Genomic DNA, 18,290 nt, shown 5'->3' with positions numbered 1-18,290 from the left:
CTTTGTTGAATTATTTTTTCTTCTTACGAGCTTTATTTTTAACCTTTTTATCTTTATAAAATGGTTTATGTTTTGTATTGCCACTAGCTTGTTTGTTTTTATTTCGCTGATTTTTACCTTTACGTTGTTTTTTCTTACCTTTTTTATCGTCATTGGATTTATCTAGTGACTTACCAAGTGGTTTAGCTTGGATTGTCTTACCACGTGAAGGTCGTTGGCTACGTTCTTTTCTAGGTAACGGCATACCGACGATTTGAAAATCAATCATGCGTTCATCTACATCGACATTAACTACTTTAATATTAACGGGATCGCCAATGCGGAATACTTTAGCTTGTCGTTCACCTATCATTGCCATTTGACGTTCATCGAAGTTATAGTAGTCATCCGTCATGTCTGATACGTGTACCATGCCCTCAATGGTGTTTGGCAATTCAATAAACATACCAAAATTAGCTACAGAACTAATGATACCTTCATATTCTTCTCCAATATGTTGAACCATGTATTCTGCTTTCTTCAATTCATCTGTGTCACGTTCCGCTTCAATCGCTCTACGTTCTCTTTGAGATGTGTGGTCTGCGATTTCTGGTAGCAGTTCTTCCCATTTATTAAGTTCTTTATCATCCATCGTTTTATCAACAAGATATTTACGGATGAGTCTATGAACTATTAAATCTGGGTATCTACGTATAGGCGATGTAAAGTGTGTATAGTGCTCGGCAGATAAGCCAAAATGCCCTAAATTGACATCATCATAACGTGCTTGTTGCATTGACCGTAACATCATAGTAGAAATGACCATTTGTTCCGGTTGACCTTCTACTTCTTGTTGGATTTTTTGTAAAGTAGATGGGTGAATTTCTTCGCCAGTACCTTTGATCATTATTCCAAAATTAGTAATAAAATCAAAGAATTGACGTAGACGTTCTGATTTAGGTTGTTCGTGTACACGGTATATGAACGGTACATCTAAACGATCAAAATGTTCTGCTATTGTTTCATTGGCAGCTAACATAAATGATTCAATAAGACGTTCGCCTTCGCCACGTTCTCTTAATTCAACATCAGTAGGTATACCTTCTTCATTTACAAGTACTTTTGCTTCACTGATATCGAAATCTATTTCACCGCGGCGTTTTCTCATATTGATTAAGCGTTCAGATAAATCTTTTGCTAAATCAAGCATTGGTGTCACTTCGTTATATTTATCGCGCGTCTCTTTATTTTGATCTGTAATAATTTCGTTTACTTCATCGTAAGTCATACGATAATTTGAGTGAATGACACTATCAAAGATTTCATGATTAACGACATCGCCACGTTCATCTAACTCCATCTGGCAACTTAATGTTAATCTATCTACATTTGGATTTAATGAACAGATGCCGTTACTGAGTCGATGTGGAATCATAGGGATTACGCGATCCACTAAATAAACACTCGTTGCACGATCGTATGCTTCTTCATTTAGCGCTGAGCCTTCTGTTACATAGTAACTGACATCTGCAATGCTGACTGTTAATTGTGTATGACCGTTCTCTAGTTTTTTCACACTAATTGCATCGTCCAAGTCTTTAGCATCTGCACCGTCAATCGTAATCGTTAGTTCATCTCTTAAATCACGACGGCCTTCTATTTCAGATGGTTTAATCTCATCTGGTACTGCTTCAGCTTCTTCTAACACTTTATCTGGAAATTCAATTTCGATACCATGTTGATAGATGATAGATAAAATATCTACGCCTGGATCGTTTTTATGGCCTAAAATAGCTGAAACTTGTCCTTCTGGATTATCTGTGCCATCTGCATATTTAGTAATCTGTACTAATACTTTATGTCCATCTACAGCGCCTAGGTTATGACCTTTCGGAATAAATACATCTTGCATGATACGTTTATCGTCGGGTAGTACAAAACCAAAGTGTCTTGCTTCACTATACGTACCTACGACTTGAGTGACGGAGTGTTTCTCAATTGATTTAACTTCTCCTTCAAGTTTACCTTTATATTCACCCTTAGAGTGTTGTAATTCGACAAGTACAGTGTCACCATCCATTGCACGATTAATCTTAGTTGGTGGGATAAAGATATCATCTGTATCACCATCTTCTGGACGTAAAAACGCAAAGCCCTTTTTATTTTGGCTTAATGTTCCTCTAATTAATTCGGATTGTTTTGATTTTTTAGATCCCTTACGTTGGTACCTATCTGTCTTTGTACGTTGAATTAACCCGGTTTGTTCTAATTCAACGAGCACCTTGATTAAGTCTCTAAATGAGTCGGCACTGTTTAAACCTAATGCATCTTGAAAATCAGATACAGACATGGGTTCATAATCTGGTTGTTTGATAATTTCTTCAATGGATTGCTTTAAATTCATTATGCCCCTCCTTTCTATAATTAAATACTATAAATTTATTTTGACCAATCTAATGATTCTAAATATTGGTATATATCTTCAAAAACTGTTTCTTTTTCTTTATCTATTGTGATGACATGTCCTGAATTCGCATACCATTTAATATCTTTCTCATCTGATTCGCTCTCATTGTATATAATGTTTGCAGAATCGGTATTAATCATTTGATCTTGTTCACCTTGTATAACGAGTAAAGGATCCATCACTTCGTCTACTTGGTCTCTTACACTTTGAATTTGTTCTTGTAAATCTTTTAAAGTGTCTGTGGGGTGAAATACATCCATTTCTTTTTCAATTGTAGCTTCATCTTTTCCCTCGTATTTTTTAAAATTACGGGCATACTCTAAAACACCATCAAACATTGCGCCTTCTGTCTTGATATGCATAGGCGTACACATTGTTATAATACCCTTTACATCTCTGTCTAAGCTTATTTTTAACGCATAGCAACCGCCTAGAGATAAACCTGCTACAACGATTTCATCATATCCTTTATCCACAAGAAATTGGTACCCGTCTATCGCATCTTTATACCACGCAAATGGACTTGATTGCAATATTTCTTCGGGTGGTGCAGCATGACCATCATATTGTGGTGCGTAAGATGTATAACCTTTTTTCTGTAAGAATCTACCTAATTGTCTTACATCTGAAGAATTTCCTGTAAAACCGTGTAAAAGTAATACAGCACGATTGCCTTCTTCAAAAAAGAATGGCTCTGGTAATTTAATTTGCATCGTGGTTCAACCCTTTCGTCCTAGCAATTGATTTAATATGAATCATACTCAAAATATATTCCCTAAATTTAATCATTTAAAAAGTCGGATAATACTATTATAAATAAAAAAGCCCGACTTTAACATTGTCGGACCTTATAAACCAAAATAACTTATGCCTAACATTAACAAGAAGAAAATGACAGACAATACAATTGTTAATCTATGCAAGAATAAATCAACGCCACGTTGTTTTTGTTTACCAAATAACTGTTCGGCGCCACCGCTTATCGCACCTGATAGTCCATTACTTTTACCTTCTTGGAGTAATACAACAGTCACTAATGCAATACAATCTAATATTAAAATGATCATGAAAAATGTATGCATAAAAATTGTCCTCCATTCATTATATACGCACCGCATTATATCACACGTTTAACTTGTTTAGCAAACTTCTATCTATTAAAAGTACTTTTACGCTTGATAGACACGACTAACATGTAAACTGCTAAGACGAATGACATAATCAATACTATTGTTAACGGTAAGATATTCACCATTGATTTGACATCTAATATTGCTTCGAAAACTGCGTTGATATTAACTAAGTTATATAGAATTTGTGAAGCGAATACTGCAAACATAAACCACCACAAGTATGTATGCCTGTTCCAAATTGCAATAACCCCCGTTAAATTGGCTATTACATACATAACACCTGTAAATTGAAAACTGTTTTTTATAACACCAATAGCATTTTCGGAAGGTTTTTGTTTACTATTTATTAACAGTTGCTTCACTACACTATCGTCTAAAATGAGAAATAAATGTATTGCATAAAGAATCGCAATGATTAATGAACTGTAAGCAATCAAATGACCAGTTCTAACTTCTTTTGTTTCAGGTTTTGCATTCATAATCAGTCCATGCTCCTTCTATAATTTACACTACTAATTATATCAGTTTCACTAACAAAGATGAACAAATTAAGTAAATAAGTAAACTAAAATCATATGCACTCGTAATATTTTTTACTTTGGATACCACATAAAACTGAGGATACAAACATTCATCCACTTATATCTATAAACTGTATGCACAAAAGGGAACGGGACTTTAAATTACTGCCACATTAATGATTATTGGCAGGGACAATTAATTTCCTCCCTACTCAAACTTTTCTCTTATGCAATAACTTGACTATTGCGTAAGCTCTACTACGAAGGGGACAGAAATCTAATTTATTAAAAAAGATTTCGTCTCCCATCCCGGCAAAGATGACTAGATTGAAAGGGATAAAGGATTTATTTGAGCTAAAACTCATACATAAATATCATTAACTCAATAAATTGAGCAAGTTCTTTCATTGGTTACAATAGCCTTGCTATTGCATAAGTCCTACTAAGCTCAATTTTCAATTGAGCAAGTTCTTTCGCTGTTTACAATAGCTTTGCCATTGCATAAGCCCCACTAACTCAATAATTTGAGAAGTGAGGCTTTTAAAAAACACGCAAGTCAAATGACTTGCGTGTTAGCGCGTGAACTCTTTATTTAAGATAAATATTATTTATCTAAGTTGTAAAATGATTTGATACCGTCAAATTTGCCTGTTTCGAATAATTCATCTTCAATACGTAATAATTGATTGTATTTAGCAATACGATCTGTTCTTGATAATGAACCAGTTTTGATTTGACCAGCATTTGTAGCCACTGCAATATCAGAGATTGTAGTATCTTCAGTTTCACCAGAACGGTGGGATACAACTGCTGTATAACCAGCTTTTTGAGCCATTTCAATAGCATCAAATGTCTCAGTTAATGTACCAATTTGGTTAACTTTGATTAAGATAGAGTTACCGATACCTTTTTCAATACCTTCTGATAATTTAACAGTGTTTGTAACGAATAAATCGTCACCGACTAATTGAACTTTATCACCGATACGATCAGTTAATACTTTCCAACCATCCCAGTCATTTTCATCCATACCATCTTCAATTGAGATGATTGGATATTTGTTAACTAATTCTTCTAAGTAGTCAACTTGTTGTTCTGCAGTAAGTTTAGAACCATTTTCACCTTCAAATTTAGCGTAGTTGTAAACGCCGTCTTCAAAGAATTCTGATGAAGCACAGTCAAAACCTAAGAATACATCTTTACCAGGCTCTAAGCCAACTGCTTTAATCGCTTCTAAAATAGTTTCTACAGCATCTTCAGTGCCTTCAAATTTAGGAGCGAAACCACCTTCGTCGCCTACTGCTGTTTCTAAACCACGGTTTTTAAGGATTGATTTTAAGTTGTGGAAGATTTCTGCTCCCCAACGCAATGATTCTTTAAATGTTTCAGCACCAACTGGCAAGATCATAAACTCTTGGAATGCGATTGGCGCATCAGAGTGAGAACCACCATTTACAATGTTCATCATTGGAACTGGTAATTGTTTACCGTTGAATCCACCTAAATATTTATAAAGTGGTTGGCCTAATAAATCAGCTGCTGCACGAGCTACTGCAATAGAAACACCAAGAATAGCGTTCGCACCTAATTTACCTTTGTTTTCAGTGCCATCTAATTGAATCATCATTTTATCAATAGAAACTTGTTCTAATACTGAAAACTCACCTTCAACTAATTCTGGTGCAATAATTTCGTTAACATTTTCAACTGCTTTAGTTACACCTTTACCTAAATAACGTGATTTGTCTCCGTCACGTAATTCTACCGCTTCGTGTTCACCAGTAGACGCACCTGATGGTACAAGTGTACGACCAAATGCGCCACTTTCAGTTAATACTTCTACTTCAACTGTTGGGTTACCACGTGAGTCAAGGACTTCGCGAGCGTAAACATCTGTAATAATTGGCATGTTTGTAATCTCCTTTTTAATAAGTAGTTTAGAAATATTAAATTTCATCTTCATTATAGCCATAAATGCTATAAATACAAATAATTTAATTATTTTCCTTTAATTTTGCGTGCCATACGTTTTACAAACATTTTATAACATATGACACGTTGTTATACTTTTTACTAAGCAATCATTTAAATTTTCGCATTGTATTAATGTTTAATTAATGATTCACCAGTCATGTCTTCGGGCTGTTTTACGTTTAACAAATCTAATAATGTTGGTGCTAAATCACCAAGACGTCCTGTTTCGCGTAAATCCGCGCCTTCTTTAGTAACAATAACTGGTACTGGGTTCGTTGTATGTGTTGTCATTGGTTGTTCATCGTCAGTCAACACCATATCTGAGTTGCCATGGTCAGCTGTAACAATCGCATGACCGCCCATATCAATGATTTTGTCTACAACTTCACCTAGACATTCATCAACTGCTTCAATCGCTTTAATTGTTGGTTCAAGCATACCGCTATGACCAACCATATCAGGATTAGCAAAGTTTAATAGGATTAAATCTAAATCACCTTTATCTAACTCTTCAATAAGTGCGTCTTTGACTTCATAAGCACTCATTTCTGGTTTAAGGTCATAAGTTGCAACTTTAGGTGAATCAATTAAACGACGACGTTCACCTTCAAATTCATCATTGCGACCCCCGCTCATGAAATAAGTTACATGTGGGAATTTTTCTGTCTCAGCAATACGTAATTGTTTGAGACCATTATCTTGTGCAACTTCACCAATTGTATTAGTTAAATCGACTTTTTCAAATACAATTTCTGCGTCAACATTATCGTTGTATTTTGTAAACGTTGCATAGAATAAGTCATTTACTTGCTCGACTTTAAAGCCTTCAAATGCTTTATCTGTAAAGATTTCAGACAATTGTCCAGCTCTGTCAGGACGGAAATTATAAAAGATAACTGCGTCTCCATCGTTTACACCGTTATTTTGGTCTTTAACAATGAATGGTTCAACAAATTCATCAGTTAAGTCTTTAGCATAGTTTGCTTCCACGCCAGCTTTAGCTGAATCAAATGTTTCTCCGCCAAAGTTACGAATTGCATTATAAGCTTTTTCTTCTCTATCCCAACGTTTATCACGGTCCATTGCATAATAGCGTCCAGATACAGAAGCGAATTGACCGATGCCTAGTTCATTAAATTTAGTTTCTGTTTCTTCGATATATTTTAATGCTGATTTTTGATCTACATCGCGTCCATCTAAGAATGCGTGAACATAAACTTTTTCGACACCTTGCTTTTTAGCTAATTCAAGTAAAGCGAATAAATGTTTATAATGACTGTGTACGCCACCATCTGATAATAAACCAAAGATATGGAGCGCTGAATCATTACTTTTTGTGTGTTGAATGGCATTGTTTAATACATCGTTTTCAAAGAAGTCGCCATCTTCAATAGATTTATTGATGCGTGTTAAACTTTGATAAACAATTCGTCCAGCGCCGATATTCATATGTCCAACTTCTGAATTACCCATTTGACCTTCAGGGAGTCCAACATCCAAACCACTTGCTTCAATTTGTGTTGTTGGATACTTACTATAATAACGGTCAAAGTTAGGTTTATTAGCTAGTTTTACAGCATTACCGTGTTCGCTTGCTCTGTTTGCAAAACCATCTAAAATAATTAATGCAGTTGGTTGTTTAGCCATATTATTTTGCACCTTCTAACAATTGTACAAAATCATCCACTTTAAGTGACGCGCCGCCTACTAATGCGCCATCAATGTCTGATTCTGCCATGTATTCTTTAATGTTGTTAGGTTTTACGCTACCGCCATATTGAATACGTGTTGCATCGGCAACTGCTTGGCCTGATAAGTCAGCAATTGTTTCTCTTACAAATGCACACATTTCGTTTGCGTCTGTTGCAGTAGAAGATTTACCAGTACCGATTGCCCAAATCGGTTCATAAGCAATTACAACTTGTTTTAATTGTTCATCTGATAAGCCTTCAACTGCTTTTTTCACTTGATTGCTGACAATTTCGTTAGCTTTTCCACTTTCGCGTTCTTCATCAGTTTCACCAACACAAATAATTGGTGTCATACCATGATTGAATACAGCATGTGCTTTTTTATTAATATCTTCGTCAGTTTCGTGGAAAATTTCACGACGTTCTGAGTGTCCAATGACCACATATTTTACACCTAAGTCAGCTAATGCTACTGGTGATGTTTCACCAGTGAAAGCACCATTTTCTTCATAGAATGCGTTTTGCGCACCAATTTGTAAACCTTGTGCTTTTCCTTCATTAACCAATGTAACTAAAGCGTCTAATTGAATTGTTGGAGCACAAATTACTGATTCTACCTCTTTTGTATCTGGTAATGCTGGTAATTCGTTAATAAAATCTTTAGCTTCTTGAACTGTTTTATTCATTTTCCAGTTACCCGCAATAATTGGTTTTCTCATTATATACACTCCTATTAGTAAATTATGATTAATTTCTGTTTAACCATGTCTAGCTTTTTTAATCAAACGATTATTTATTAGCAATCGCAACGACACCTGGTAATTCTTTACCTTCAAGATATTCTAATGATGCGCCACCGCCTGTTGAAATGTGACTGAAATCATCAGCGTATCCTAGCGAAATAGCTGCTGCAGCTGAGTCGCCACCACCGATGATTGTGTTCGCATCTTTCATTTCAGCGATTGCTTCACAAACACCAATTGTACCTTTAGCAAAGTTACTAAATTCAAATACACCCATAGGTCCATTCCACACCACTGTATGCGCACCTTGTAATTGTTCTTTGAATAGTTCCACTGTTTTTGGACCTACATCCATTGCTTCTTGATCTGCAGGGATATCATCTACAGAAACTTCTGTAATTACCGCGTCATTTGAAAATTCTTTCGCCACTTTACAATCAACAGGTAAAACAATTTGATCACCAGATTTTTCTAGTAATTCTTTAGCAAAGTCAACTTTATCTTCTTCTAATAATGATAAACCAATTTCTTTACCTTGTGCTTTAAAGAATGTGTATGACATACCGCCACCGATAAGTACTTTGTCTGCAATTTTCAATAAGTTAGTAATGACGCCAATTTTATCTGAAACTTTAGCGCCACCAAGAATTGCAACTACAGGTTTATCAGGGTTTTCTACGACGCCACCTATATATCTAATTTCTTTCTCCATTAAGTAACCTGCAACAGTTTCTAAGTGAGCTGCAATGCCTACGTTAGAAGCATGTTCACGATGTGCAGTTCCAAATGCATCATTTACGAACACATCGCCAAGTGATGCCCAATATTTACCTAATTCAGGGTCATTTTTAGATTCTTTTTTACCATCTAAATCTTCAAAACGTGTATTTTCTACTAAAAGTACGTCACCTTCATTTAAACCTTTAATAGATTGTTCTAGTTGCTCGCCGCGTGTTTCAGGAACAAATACAACGTCTTTATTTAGTTTTTCAGATAATGCATTAGCTACTGGTTTTAAAGTCAATTCTGCTTTATCACTTTCTTCTTTAACTTTACCTAAATGAGAGAATAATACGACTTTCCCACCTTGTTCAACAATATATTTAATTGTTGGTAAAGCTTGGACAATGCGATTGTCGTCAGTAATTTCTCCATCTTTCATCGGTACGTTAAAATCCGCACGGACAAGTACAGTTTTACCTTTTAACTCTAAGTCAGATACAATTTTTTTTGCCATAAAATCTTCCTCCTTTAAATGAATGAATAAAGTAAAAATAAGCGGAGAAGCGTTGAGCTCCCCGCTTACTCCTAAGCTTATTAATTCAATTTAACAATGCTAATGCTTGCTAAATTTAAGTTAACGTCACCTTATTTAGCGTGGCTAGCTAAATAGTCTAGTGTACGAACTAATTGTGAAGTGTATGACATTTCGTTATCGTACCAAGCTGCTACTTTAACTAATTGGCGGTCGCCAACTGTCATAACACGAGTTTGTGTCGCATCGAATAATGAGCCATAAGTCATGCCGATTACATCAGAAGAAACGATTTCGTCTTCAGTGTAGCCGAATGATTCGTTTGATGCATTTTTCATTGCCTTATTTACGTCTTCGATGTTTACATTTTGTTCTAATACAACTGTTAATTCAGTTAATGAACCAGTTGCAACTGGAACACGTTGCGCTCCACCGTCTAATTTACCATCAATTTCAGGGATTACTAGGCCGATAGCTTTAGCAGCACCTGTTGAGTTAGGGATGATGTTTTCAGCAGCTGCACGTGCACGACGTTTGTCACCTTTTCTATGAGGCGCATCTTGTGTACTTTGGTCACCAGTGTATGCGTGGATTGTAGTCATGAAGCCTTCGATTAAACCGAATTCATCATTTAACACTTTAGCAACTGGAGCTAATGAGTTAGTAGTACATGAAGCACCTGAAACAACTTCTTCAGAACCATCTAAAGTATCGTGGTTAGTGTTGTATACGATTGTTTTCAAGTCACCTTTAGCTGGTGCAGAGATTAATACTTTTTTAGCACCTGCGTTGATGTGCGCTTCTGCTTTTTCTTTTTCTGTGAATAAACCAGTACATTCTAATACTACATCGATATCTAAGTCTCCCCAAGGTAGTTTACTTGGATCTGGTTCTGAGAATGATTTAACTTCTAATCCGTTAACGCGGAAACCGTCTTCTTCAACTTCAACTTCTCCTGTGAAGCGACCTTGTGTAGTGTCATATTTTAATAAATGAGCTAACATTTCATCATCTGTTAAGTCGTTTACTGCTACAACATCGATTCCTTCTACGTCTTGAATTCTTCTGAATGCTAGACGACCAATTCTACCAAAACCATTAATTGCTACTTTAACTGCCATTATAATGGCCTCCTTTAAAATGATATTTAAAAAGTGGAATCACTTTTTATTACTATTGTTAACGATAACGCTTGCCGCACCCTCATCTGTAATTAACACAGTATTTTTAGGCGCAATCGAGAGGTAAGCTTTAATAGCTTCTCCTTTTGATTTACCCCCAGCTACGGCAAAGATAAACTTTTTCGAAACAAGATCTTCTAATTGAAGTCCAATCGTTTTAACTTTGTGAACGATTTGCCCTTGTTCGTCGAAATAATATCCAAATGCTTCTCCCGAGGCATTGTGATGTTGAAGTTTTTCAATAACTTCACTAGGTGATTGACGTCTTCGCGCCATCTTCAGCGCATCACCAATGCCGTGGATTGTAATATTAGCTTCTCTAATTTTCTCTAAGGTGTGTATGACTGATGGTTCTAACATAAGTGTGTTATAAGTGGTTTCACTTACATTATCTGGAACGTATAGCGTTGTATAATCGCCATCAGTCTGCTGCGCCATACTTGCTGCAATAGTATTCGCTTGGTATACAACATTTTCACCAAGGCCACCTCGTGCAGGTACAAAAAATACATCATAAGGTTGATGATGCATGGCTTCACTTACGTACGCCATTGTAGAACCGCCTGTTACTGCAACAGTTGCGTGGTCATACAATACGTCTTCAACGAGTTGTCCAGCCTGTTTCGACAGTTCAATTTTAACTGCTTTGTCAGTATCTGAATCACCTGGAATAACATAGACATCTTTGATGCCGTATTTTTCCTTGATAACTTGTGCAAGTTGATGATCGTCTGAGTAAACATTAAAATAACTGTTTAATTGACGGATGGTCGCTTCGCCAGCATCCGTTATTTCCATACCTGTAGGTTTGACTTTAATTAGTTCCTGTTTCTTCAATACATCAGTCTCAGAACGAAGTACCCTCTCAGTTAAGTTCATATATTCGCTTAAACTACGTCTACCTACGGGTTGATATTGAGCAATAGTAGTGAGAATCGAAAAACGACGATACATTTTTTCAACAAGTTCTGGCACTAATTTTTGTTGAATCTTTATCAAGTCTTTCACTACTATCCTCCTCCGTTTCTATATTCAAGGGTCAGGTTCTAACCATAGATTGACTTTTTACGTCCCTGGTGGGACAAAAAAATATAACCTCTTATATTTGCAATAATACTACTATATATTTAAAAAAGCAAGAGAAATACTTATCCATTAATAGAAGCTAATCTAAGTTGTCTTATTTCTCTTTATATACTATAAATTACCCTTTAAGGTTTTCATTAATCATTTTCTCATTATTATTTTAAATATAATATAAAAGCTATCAGATTAAGTAATTTCATTTACGATGTGGGTTTCATTGAATCAGTCCCTTAATACGATTAAAATAAATATAAAAATAGTTCATATTTTAGAAGGGAGGGATGCACGTGGCTAATGATAAACATCCGGAAGTGATAGATCCAGACGATAAGCGCTATAAAGATGACGACTATTTTAAACAAAACAAAAACCCATCCCATAAAAATCGTTATCAATCATTTAACTATAATAGACAAGTAGGCTGTCACCTAGGACCATTTGGTTGCCTTGGGGGTTGTGTTTCACTCATACTTTTATTTTCATTAATTTCATATTTAGTTAGTTTATTATTCTAAAACATGAAGTTGTACATATAAATTCAATACGTTTTCATTTCTAAAATATGAACTGATTACATCAACCAACTGTGTGCTTAAATACTGCTAACTCAATCATTTGAGAGGTGTTGGTGCTTTGCATTTATTACCCAAGTCGCATAAAAAAGGCTGAAACATCATTATGTTACAGCCTTGAATATTGTATTAACAGTAGTGGACTGGAATAAAAATATAAAGCACTTCTTTCAAAGTAACATGCTTCAATTTTAATCATCCTCTGATGATTGTGAACTATCTTCTGAATTTGAATTATTATTTTCGGTAGAGCGTTGTTCTGTATTTTCTTGAGCACTTCGTTGTTGTGTAGAAGGTTCGCTTGTTTTTTCTTCTATTGACGGTTGAGAGGTTTGTTCCTCTGTTGATGGCTCAGATGTTCGTTCTTCTGTTGTTTTCTCTTCTGTTGACGGTTCATTTGTTTTCTCTTCTGTTGATCGTTCTTCTGTTGTTTTTTCTTCAGTAGATTGTTCTTCCGTCGTACTTGGTTCTTTTGTTTTTTCAGGTGAGTTGTCCTCTTCAGTCGTTCTTCTTTCTTGTGTTTGGTATTGTTGCGTCTGTTGGGTTTGAGGAACTTGCTGTGTTTGTTGTGTTTGTTGTGTTTGTTGTGTTTGTTGGGATTGCTGTGTCTGTTGTGTTTCTTCAGTTGATTCTTCTGTTTGCTTATCCTTTTGTTCTTTCGTTTTCTCTTTTTTCTTGTCTTTTTCTTCTTGCTTTTGATCTGCTAAACGTTCATTGGCTTTATTCGAATGGTCTACAAAGGCAAAAATTGCGAAAATCAAACCGCCTATGAGTAATAGGACAATGACGCCGCTTATAATTTTTGCAAGACCACTCATTTTTTTCTTGTCTTTTTCATCAAAATCATTATTTTGATTATGTTTAGGCATATGCTCCCCTCACTTCAGCTTATATCAACTCATTATTTTATAATGGCTTTTAATTTTATATCAGAACTATATTTTACACCATTTCTTTTATTAAACAACCATATTAACTCCATTTTAATACGGTTGTTACTTTGTCGGCATAACTATAGTAAACTATATATAATGTGCTTTATATTATGTGCTTTAATTTAATAGTAATCTAATTTGAACTGGTGGTTCAACACTTTTATTAAATTATTTTACTATACCCTAATCATAACAGGATGTGACTAGATTATGAATAAACAAGACTTATTTAATAATATTAACCAAGACCACCAGTCGAAACCCAAAGGCTTACGTCATATGATGACCGAAAATGATTATGACGATTCTAAATTGCAAATAAGGGCACGTTACAAATTTTTCATATTAACTGTTTTCTTACTTTTTATTGCTTTTGGCATTATTAAACTATTTATTTTATAATATGAAGTGATTCACTTGTATGTGAATACTTCCAATAAGATGATTCATTATCCATCTGATTATTTAATTTTACAAGTATAAATTAAATAGGCCTACACGCTACGCGCATAGGCCTCTACTAAAGGGAGTCAAAATTTTACCTTCGCTAGTATATTATGGGGTATACTCGAAATAATTAAGAGATGATTAATTAATATCGAAGGTACCTTTATTATAACGACATATCATTTGATTTTAAATACATCTATAAGGAAGTAAATGAAATATTCTTGAACAAAATTCGAATAAATTTTGTCTTTCAAATCTAAAAGATTGATCTACTTTTAATGTTAGCAATGCTTAACATTACAATTCTATGAGGTGATAAAATGAAACACTATCTAATAACAGGCGGTACAGGTCTAGTAGGCACTCAACTCGTTAACGCTATTAAACAAAGCAACTCACATATAACCATTTTAACAAGACAATCACTTTCAACATCACATCCTAAAATCACATATGTAAATTGGTCGGAACCGAATTGGGAAGATAAAATTCCAGATATTGATATTGTAATCAATTTAGCTGGTGCGAGTTTAAATAAACGATGGACTGCTTCACACAAACAAAACATTATGTTAAGCCGCTTACAAGCTACTCAAGCATTGTTCGACCTCTTTAAAAACAGACAACAAAAACCATCTATATTCTTTAACGCGAGTGCGGTTGGTTATTATAGACCTGACTTAACACGTACTTACACTGAATTATATCAAACACTCCCATTTGATTTCTTATCAGAAGTCGTTTATCAATGGGAACGACTTGCATGTCAATTCGAAACATTAGGTACACGCGTGATTATTGGCAGATTTGGTATGGTTCTATCAAGTGAAGGGGGTGCTTTGCCACTAATGAAGTTACCCTATGACTTAAATGTAGGTGGAAAAATTGGGACAGGCAGACAATGGTATTCTTGGATTCACATAGAAGATTTAACAAGAGGTATATTATATACGATAAACAACGATAAAGCGTCTGGTGTATATAATTTTACATCACCTATGGCAGAGCATCAGAACATGTTCGGTTACACGTTAGCAAGAGAAGTACATCGACCACATTATACTTGGGTGCCGTCGTTAGCTCTTAGATTAGTCTTAGGAGAAATGTCTACGGTTATTCTCGATACTCAAAAAGTACTACCTAATAAATTACAAGCGATAGACTTTAAATTTAAATATCCAAACCTAAAACTTGCACTTGAAAACTTAGTCCAGTAGGAAGGTAAAAAGTAACTATGAAACATGATCGTTTTTCGCAAATTTTATTATTTATTGCAGGTCTATTACTCATATTGAATAGTGTCTTTGCATTGGAACAATCATTAATAATAATTATAATTTCAATTACTTTGTTCATTTTAGGTTTGTTAACACTGGTTATTGCTTTAATATTATTTTGTAAAAACAAACTGTGTCACCCGAAACAATGTTAGGAAGTGGGATAGAAAGAACACGTGTCGGAAATAATTTTTGTCACTTCCTCCTTGGTTAAGAAGATTAAGTAAAAAACATAAAAATTGAAATGCTTTTGATTCTATACTGTTACTGTCTAAATAATATTCAAAGCCGAGATATTGTTCATGCCCAATCTCTTCCAAAATTGATTATGTTTTAAAAAAGACGAGTCACGTATGGCTAATCCACTACTATTGTTAAACATACATAGGAAAGGATTAGCGCAACAATGTGACTCGTCTTTTTCACTCATTTATTTATAAAATAAATTATTATGATTCTGGTATCATTACTTGATCAATTAAGCCATATTCTTTAGCTTCTTCAGCTGATAAGAAATTATCACGGTCAGTATCTTTTTCAATTTGTTCAATTGATTGACCAGTACGTTCAGCTAAAATTTTATTTAATTTAGCACGTGTTTTTAAAATATGGTTAGCGGCAATTTCAATTTCAGTTGCTTGACCTTGGGCACCGCCTAGTGGTTGGTGAATCATTACTTCAGCATTCGGTAACGCGAAACGTTTACCTTTCGCGCCTGCGGAAAGTAAGAATGAACCCATTGACGCTGCCATACCAATACAAATCGTTTGTACATCTGGTTTAATGTGTTGGATTGTATCATAAATCGCAAATCCGGCAGTTACACTACCACCTGGAGAATTGATATAAAGATAAATATCTTTTTCAGCATCTTGCGCTTGTAAGAATAATAATTGTGATACGATAGAGTTAGCTACATTATCGTCGATTTGTGAACCTAACATAATAATACGGTCTTTTAATAAACGTGAGTAAATGTCATAAGCACGTTCCCCACGGTTTGTAGTTTCAATTACTGTAGGTATTAAATTCATTAATATTGCCTCCTTATTTCTAACTGATAAATTTATTTTAACCTAAAAGTCAAATATGGTCAAAAAATAACGCTTGGATTTTCAACAAACCTAAAATATTATTGTTGACCATTCCTCATTTGATTTGTACACTAATATTATTGTTATTTATCCCCTCGTAGTGTAATGGATAACACATAAGATTCCGGTTCTTAGGATAGGGGTTCGATTCCCTTCGAGGGGACTTAAGTATAGGCTATTTAATATTACCGATATCACAATGGATTATAATACTGTGATACCGGTAATATTATGCTTTTCATTATCATACGTTTTAGCTGCGCATCTTCGTAAAATTCTTAACTTATTATACAAATAAACGATTCTTTTAACTCCACAGCCACTCCTATTGCTTAGCAGATAATATATTTTATAGCTTTAGAAAACTTGGAAATAGTGGATAGAATCATATTTTATGGTATGAATTATTTTAAATTACATCATTCTTTTTTATTTTGGTTTGGCCAATTTAATCAGCTTTCCTCACAATTTCTACTTTTATTGACATGATATTATTAACATTAATATATCTATCACTATCTTTTAAATAAAAATAATGATGTCTTTTAATTGCTGTTTCAAATCTTTTTAAAGCTAGTGCCGGGTCTATTTCCCATACATTCTCTACATATTCACAGAAGGCATTACCATCGTTAGCTTCGATTATAAATTTAAAAATATCATTCATCCATAGTCATCCTATATAATCATTATAAATATAATTATCCAACTAATTACGCCTTGATGCAATACAGACGCTCTTGTCAAATAGAAAAATCACTTTATGTTGCATTGCTGAACAAATGAATACAAAAATTTCACCTTTTTATTTCACGTTAATAAATGTACTACCTAAAACATCTCGCACATCGTGGATAACGAGAAAGGCGTTTTCGTCTTCTTCGTGTACGAGTTTTTTCACTCTCGTTACTTGAGACTGGGGTACAACTACATATAGCATGGTTGTATCTGTCTTAGCATAGCCACCTTTCCCGGTTAAGAGCGTTGATCCTCGACCAGTAAAGGTATTAATTTTATCACTGATTACTTCATTCTTACTAGAAATAATTGTCACGCCTTTTTTAGGGTTGAAACCTTCAATTATAAATGACGTTGCGCGCTCAGTGATGAACAGCATAATAATTGTAAATAACACGTGTTTCAATGGCAACACCATTAAAAATGATAAAACAACGATGGCATCTAATATAAAAATACCTTGTGATGTTTTCATTTCTGTGTATTTACTAATGATTTTAGCAATTACAGATGTGCCTCCAAGTGTACTACCTGTTGAGATAACTAAACCAGCACCAATACCGATGATGGCACCACCAAAGACCGAGTTAATAACAAAATTATCGATACCGAGATTAATATTTTCAGTTAAATGTAAAAAGAAAGACAATGCAGTATTTGAAACCACTGTATAAATAGCAACCATTTTACTTAAAAATTTCCAACCAATAAAAACGACAATAGTATTTATTATTAATGACGTCCACGCAGGGGATAAACCAAAGGCATACAGTAAGGAAAGTGATATACCTACCGTACCACCATCACCTAAATCTGATCCAAGTAGGAAGCAGTTTACACCTATCGCATTAATAAATGTCCCCAGCAAGCATAAGATAATATTTTTGTAGTGTTTTTTGATAAATGCTGACATTCATTCACCCCTAATCTCTTCGAAAATAAATTACTATTTAAATATAGTATGGATTATATTAAAAAGAGAGCGGAATAGAAATCTTTTATCCAAAAAAGATAACATTATCCCGCCCCTGGCACTATTAGCTAGAAAAACACACAAATTAAAACGCTTGCCTAAGAACTGCTCATTTTCTTATGCATCTTATATGAGATGGGCGCATGCATAAGTATCACTAACTCAATAAAATGGCAAAGTGGTACTTTATAGAACCAATCGTTTTTTAAGTTAAATATGCG

Annotated in this window: 17 protein-coding genes and 1 tRNA gene; 4 read left to right on the top strand and 14 right to left on the bottom strand. The window is 34.6% G+C overall.

Annotation, left to right across the window (positions count from 1 at the left end; all coding sequences use genetic code 11):
• Positions 1-10 precede the first annotated feature (10 nt).
• The 10 genes from rnr to KA900_RS01350 form a co-directional block, all read right to left on the bottom strand.
• Positions 11-2,383 carry a ribonuclease R gene (rnr, locus tag KA900_RS01395; protein WP_210139189.1) on the bottom strand — a complete coding sequence of 791 codons (2,373 nt, stop codon included), beginning with the start codon at positions 2,381-2,383 and terminating at the stop codon, positions 11-13.
• Positions 2,384-2,418: 35 nt separating this feature from the next.
• Entirely contained in the window at positions 2,419-3,159 is a 741-nt protein-coding gene (locus KA900_RS01390; RefSeq protein ID WP_096810653.1) for an alpha/beta hydrolase, read from the bottom strand.
• A gap of 135 nt (positions 3,160-3,294) precedes the next feature.
• Complete coding sequence (secG, locus tag KA900_RS01385; RefSeq protein ID WP_019469442.1) at positions 3,295-3,528, bottom strand: preprotein translocase subunit SecG; 234 nt, start codon at positions 3,526-3,528, stop codon at positions 3,295-3,297.
• 68 nt (positions 3,529-3,596) lie between these two features.
• The gene (locus KA900_RS01380; RefSeq protein WP_096810654.1) at positions 3,597-4,058 is read right to left on the bottom strand and encodes a hypothetical protein; all 462 of its coding nucleotides are present in this window, start codon (positions 4,056-4,058) and stop codon (positions 3,597-3,599) included.
• A gap of 646 nt (positions 4,059-4,704) precedes the next feature.
• The gene (gene eno / locus KA900_RS01375; RefSeq protein WP_096810655.1) at positions 4,705-6,009 is read right to left on the bottom strand and encodes a surface-displayed alpha-enolase; all 1,305 of its coding nucleotides are present in this window, start codon (positions 6,007-6,009) and stop codon (positions 4,705-4,707) included.
• Between the two features lie 194 nt (positions 6,010-6,203).
• Positions 6,204-7,721, bottom strand: a complete 1,518-nt coding sequence (gene gpmI, locus KA900_RS01370) for a 2,3-bisphosphoglycerate-independent phosphoglycerate mutase (RefSeq protein ID WP_096810656.1) — start codon at positions 7,719-7,721, stop codon at positions 6,204-6,206.
• Between the two features lies 1 nt (position 7,722).
• Positions 7,723-8,484, bottom strand: coding sequence for a triose-phosphate isomerase (gene tpiA, locus KA900_RS01365; RefSeq protein ID WP_115342349.1), 762 nt, complete (start codon positions 8,482-8,484; stop codon positions 7,723-7,725).
• A 70-nt stretch (positions 8,485-8,554) separates the two neighbouring features.
• Positions 8,555-9,745, bottom strand: a complete 1,191-nt coding sequence (locus KA900_RS01360; RefSeq protein ID WP_103372936.1) for a phosphoglycerate kinase — start codon at positions 9,743-9,745, stop codon at positions 8,555-8,557.
• A gap of 131 nt (positions 9,746-9,876) precedes the next feature.
• Positions 9,877-10,884, bottom strand: a complete 1,008-nt coding sequence (gene gap / locus KA900_RS01355; RefSeq protein ID WP_096810659.1) for a type I glyceraldehyde-3-phosphate dehydrogenase — start codon at positions 10,882-10,884, stop codon at positions 9,877-9,879.
• A gap of 39 nt (positions 10,885-10,923) precedes the next feature.
• Positions 10,924-11,952: a sugar-binding transcriptional regulator gene (locus KA900_RS01350; protein ID WP_096810660.1), complete on the bottom strand. Its 1,029-nt coding sequence runs from the start codon at positions 11,950-11,952 to the stop codon at positions 10,924-10,926.
• Between the two features lie 365 nt (positions 11,953-12,317).
• Here KA900_RS01350 and KA900_RS01345 point away from each other — a divergent pair, with 365 nt between their 5' ends.
• Entirely contained in the window at positions 12,318-12,545 is a 228-nt protein-coding gene (locus KA900_RS01345) for a hypothetical protein (protein ID WP_096810661.1), read from the top strand.
• A 248-nt stretch (positions 12,546-12,793) separates the two neighbouring features.
• Here KA900_RS01345 and KA900_RS01340 read toward each other — a convergent pair whose 3' ends face one another.
• Positions 12,794-13,471, bottom strand: coding sequence for a DUF4887 domain-containing protein (locus KA900_RS01340; RefSeq protein WP_210139188.1), 678 nt, complete (start codon positions 13,469-13,471; stop codon positions 12,794-12,796).
• Between the two features lie 276 nt (positions 13,472-13,747).
• Between KA900_RS01340 and KA900_RS01335 the strand changes: the two genes are divergently transcribed.
• Positions 13,748-13,939: a hypothetical protein gene (locus tag KA900_RS01335; protein ID WP_096810663.1), complete on the top strand. Its 192-nt coding sequence runs from the start codon at positions 13,748-13,750 to the stop codon at positions 13,937-13,939.
• A 368-nt stretch (positions 13,940-14,307) separates the two neighbouring features.
• Positions 14,308-15,204 (top strand): TIGR01777 family oxidoreductase, encoded by an 897-nt coding sequence (locus KA900_RS01330; protein WP_210139187.1) that lies wholly within the window; start codon positions 14,308-14,310, stop codon positions 15,202-15,204.
• Positions 15,205-15,713: 509 nt separating this feature from the next.
• Here KA900_RS01330 and clpP read toward each other — a convergent pair.
• On the bottom strand, positions 15,714-16,298 hold the full coding sequence (gene clpP, locus KA900_RS01325) for an ATP-dependent Clp endopeptidase proteolytic subunit ClpP (RefSeq protein WP_096810665.1): 585 nt from the start codon (positions 16,296-16,298) through the stop codon (positions 15,714-15,716).
• Between the two features lie 151 nt (positions 16,299-16,449).
• Between clpP and KA900_RS01320 the strand changes: the two genes are divergently transcribed.
• A tRNA-Arg gene (locus KA900_RS01320) sits at positions 16,450-16,521 on the top strand.
• Between the two features lie 285 nt (positions 16,522-16,806).
• Here the strand turns inward: KA900_RS01320 and KA900_RS01315 are convergent.
• Both KA900_RS01315 and KA900_RS01310 read right to left on the bottom strand, forming a co-directional pair.
• Positions 16,807-17,025, bottom strand: coding sequence for a hypothetical protein (locus KA900_RS01315; protein ID WP_096810666.1), 219 nt, complete (start codon positions 17,023-17,025; stop codon positions 16,807-16,809).
• 138 nt (positions 17,026-17,163) lie between these two features.
• Complete coding sequence (locus tag KA900_RS01310; protein ID WP_096810667.1) at positions 17,164-18,009, bottom strand: YitT family protein; 846 nt, start codon at positions 18,007-18,009, stop codon at positions 17,164-17,166.
• Positions 18,010-18,290 lie beyond the last annotated feature (281 nt).

This window comes from Staphylococcus sp. GDY8P120P, from assembly GCF_017892065.1.
GTDB classification, from domain to species: Bacteria; Bacillota; Bacilli; order Staphylococcales; family Staphylococcaceae; genus Staphylococcus; species Staphylococcus nepalensis.
Note: the sequence above shows the minus strand (reverse complement) of the source record. Positions and strands in the feature narration are given on the sequence as shown.

Bases quoted from the DNA above. Each gene is read 5' to 3' on its own strand.
- rnr (WP_210139189.1), bottom strand. From the start codon at position 2,383: ATGAATTTAAAGCAATCCATTGAAGAAATTATCAAACAACCAGATTAT.
- KA900_RS01390 (WP_096810653.1), bottom strand. From the start codon at position 3,159: ATGCAAATTAAATTACCAGAGCCATTCTTTTTTGAAGAAGGCAATCGT.
- secG (WP_019469442.1), bottom strand. From the start codon at position 3,528: ATGCATACATTTTTCATGATCATTTTAATATTAGATTGTATTGCATTA.
- KA900_RS01380 (WP_096810654.1), bottom strand. From the start codon at position 4,058: ATGAATGCAAAACCTGAAACAAAAGAAGTTAGAACTGGTCATTTGATT.
- eno (WP_096810655.1), bottom strand. From the start codon at position 6,009: ATGCCAATTATTACAGATGTTTACGCTCGCGAAGTCCTTGACTCACGT.
- gpmI (WP_096810656.1), bottom strand. From the start codon at position 7,721: ATGGCTAAACAACCAACTGCATTAATTATTTTAGATGGTTTTGCAAAC.
- tpiA (WP_115342349.1), bottom strand. From the start codon at position 8,484: ATGAGAAAACCAATTATTGCGGGTAACTGGAAAATGAATAAAACAGTT.
- KA900_RS01360 (WP_103372936.1), bottom strand. From the start codon at position 9,745: ATGGCAAAAAAAATTGTATCTGACTTAGAGTTAAAAGGTAAAACTGTA.
- gap (WP_096810659.1), bottom strand. From the start codon at position 10,884: ATGGCAGTTAAAGTAGCAATTAATGGTTTTGGTAGAATTGGTCGTCTA.
- KA900_RS01340 (WP_210139188.1), bottom strand. From the start codon at position 13,471: ATGCCTAAACATAATCAAAATAATGATTTTGATGAAAAAGACAAGAAA.
- KA900_RS01335 (WP_096810663.1), top strand. From the start codon at position 13,748: ATGAATAAACAAGACTTATTTAATAATATTAACCAAGACCACCAGTCG.
- KA900_RS01330 (WP_210139187.1), top strand. From the start codon at position 14,308: ATGAAACACTATCTAATAACAGGCGGTACAGGTCTAGTAGGCACTCAA.
- clpP (WP_096810665.1), bottom strand. From the start codon at position 16,298: ATGAATTTAATACCTACAGTAATTGAAACTACAAACCGTGGGGAACGT.
- KA900_RS01315 (WP_096810666.1), bottom strand. From the start codon at position 17,025: ATGAATGATATTTTTAAATTTATAATCGAAGCTAACGATGGTAATGCC.
- KA900_RS01310 (WP_096810667.1), bottom strand. From the start codon at position 18,009: ATGTCAGCATTTATCAAAAAACACTACAAAAATATTATCTTATGCTTG.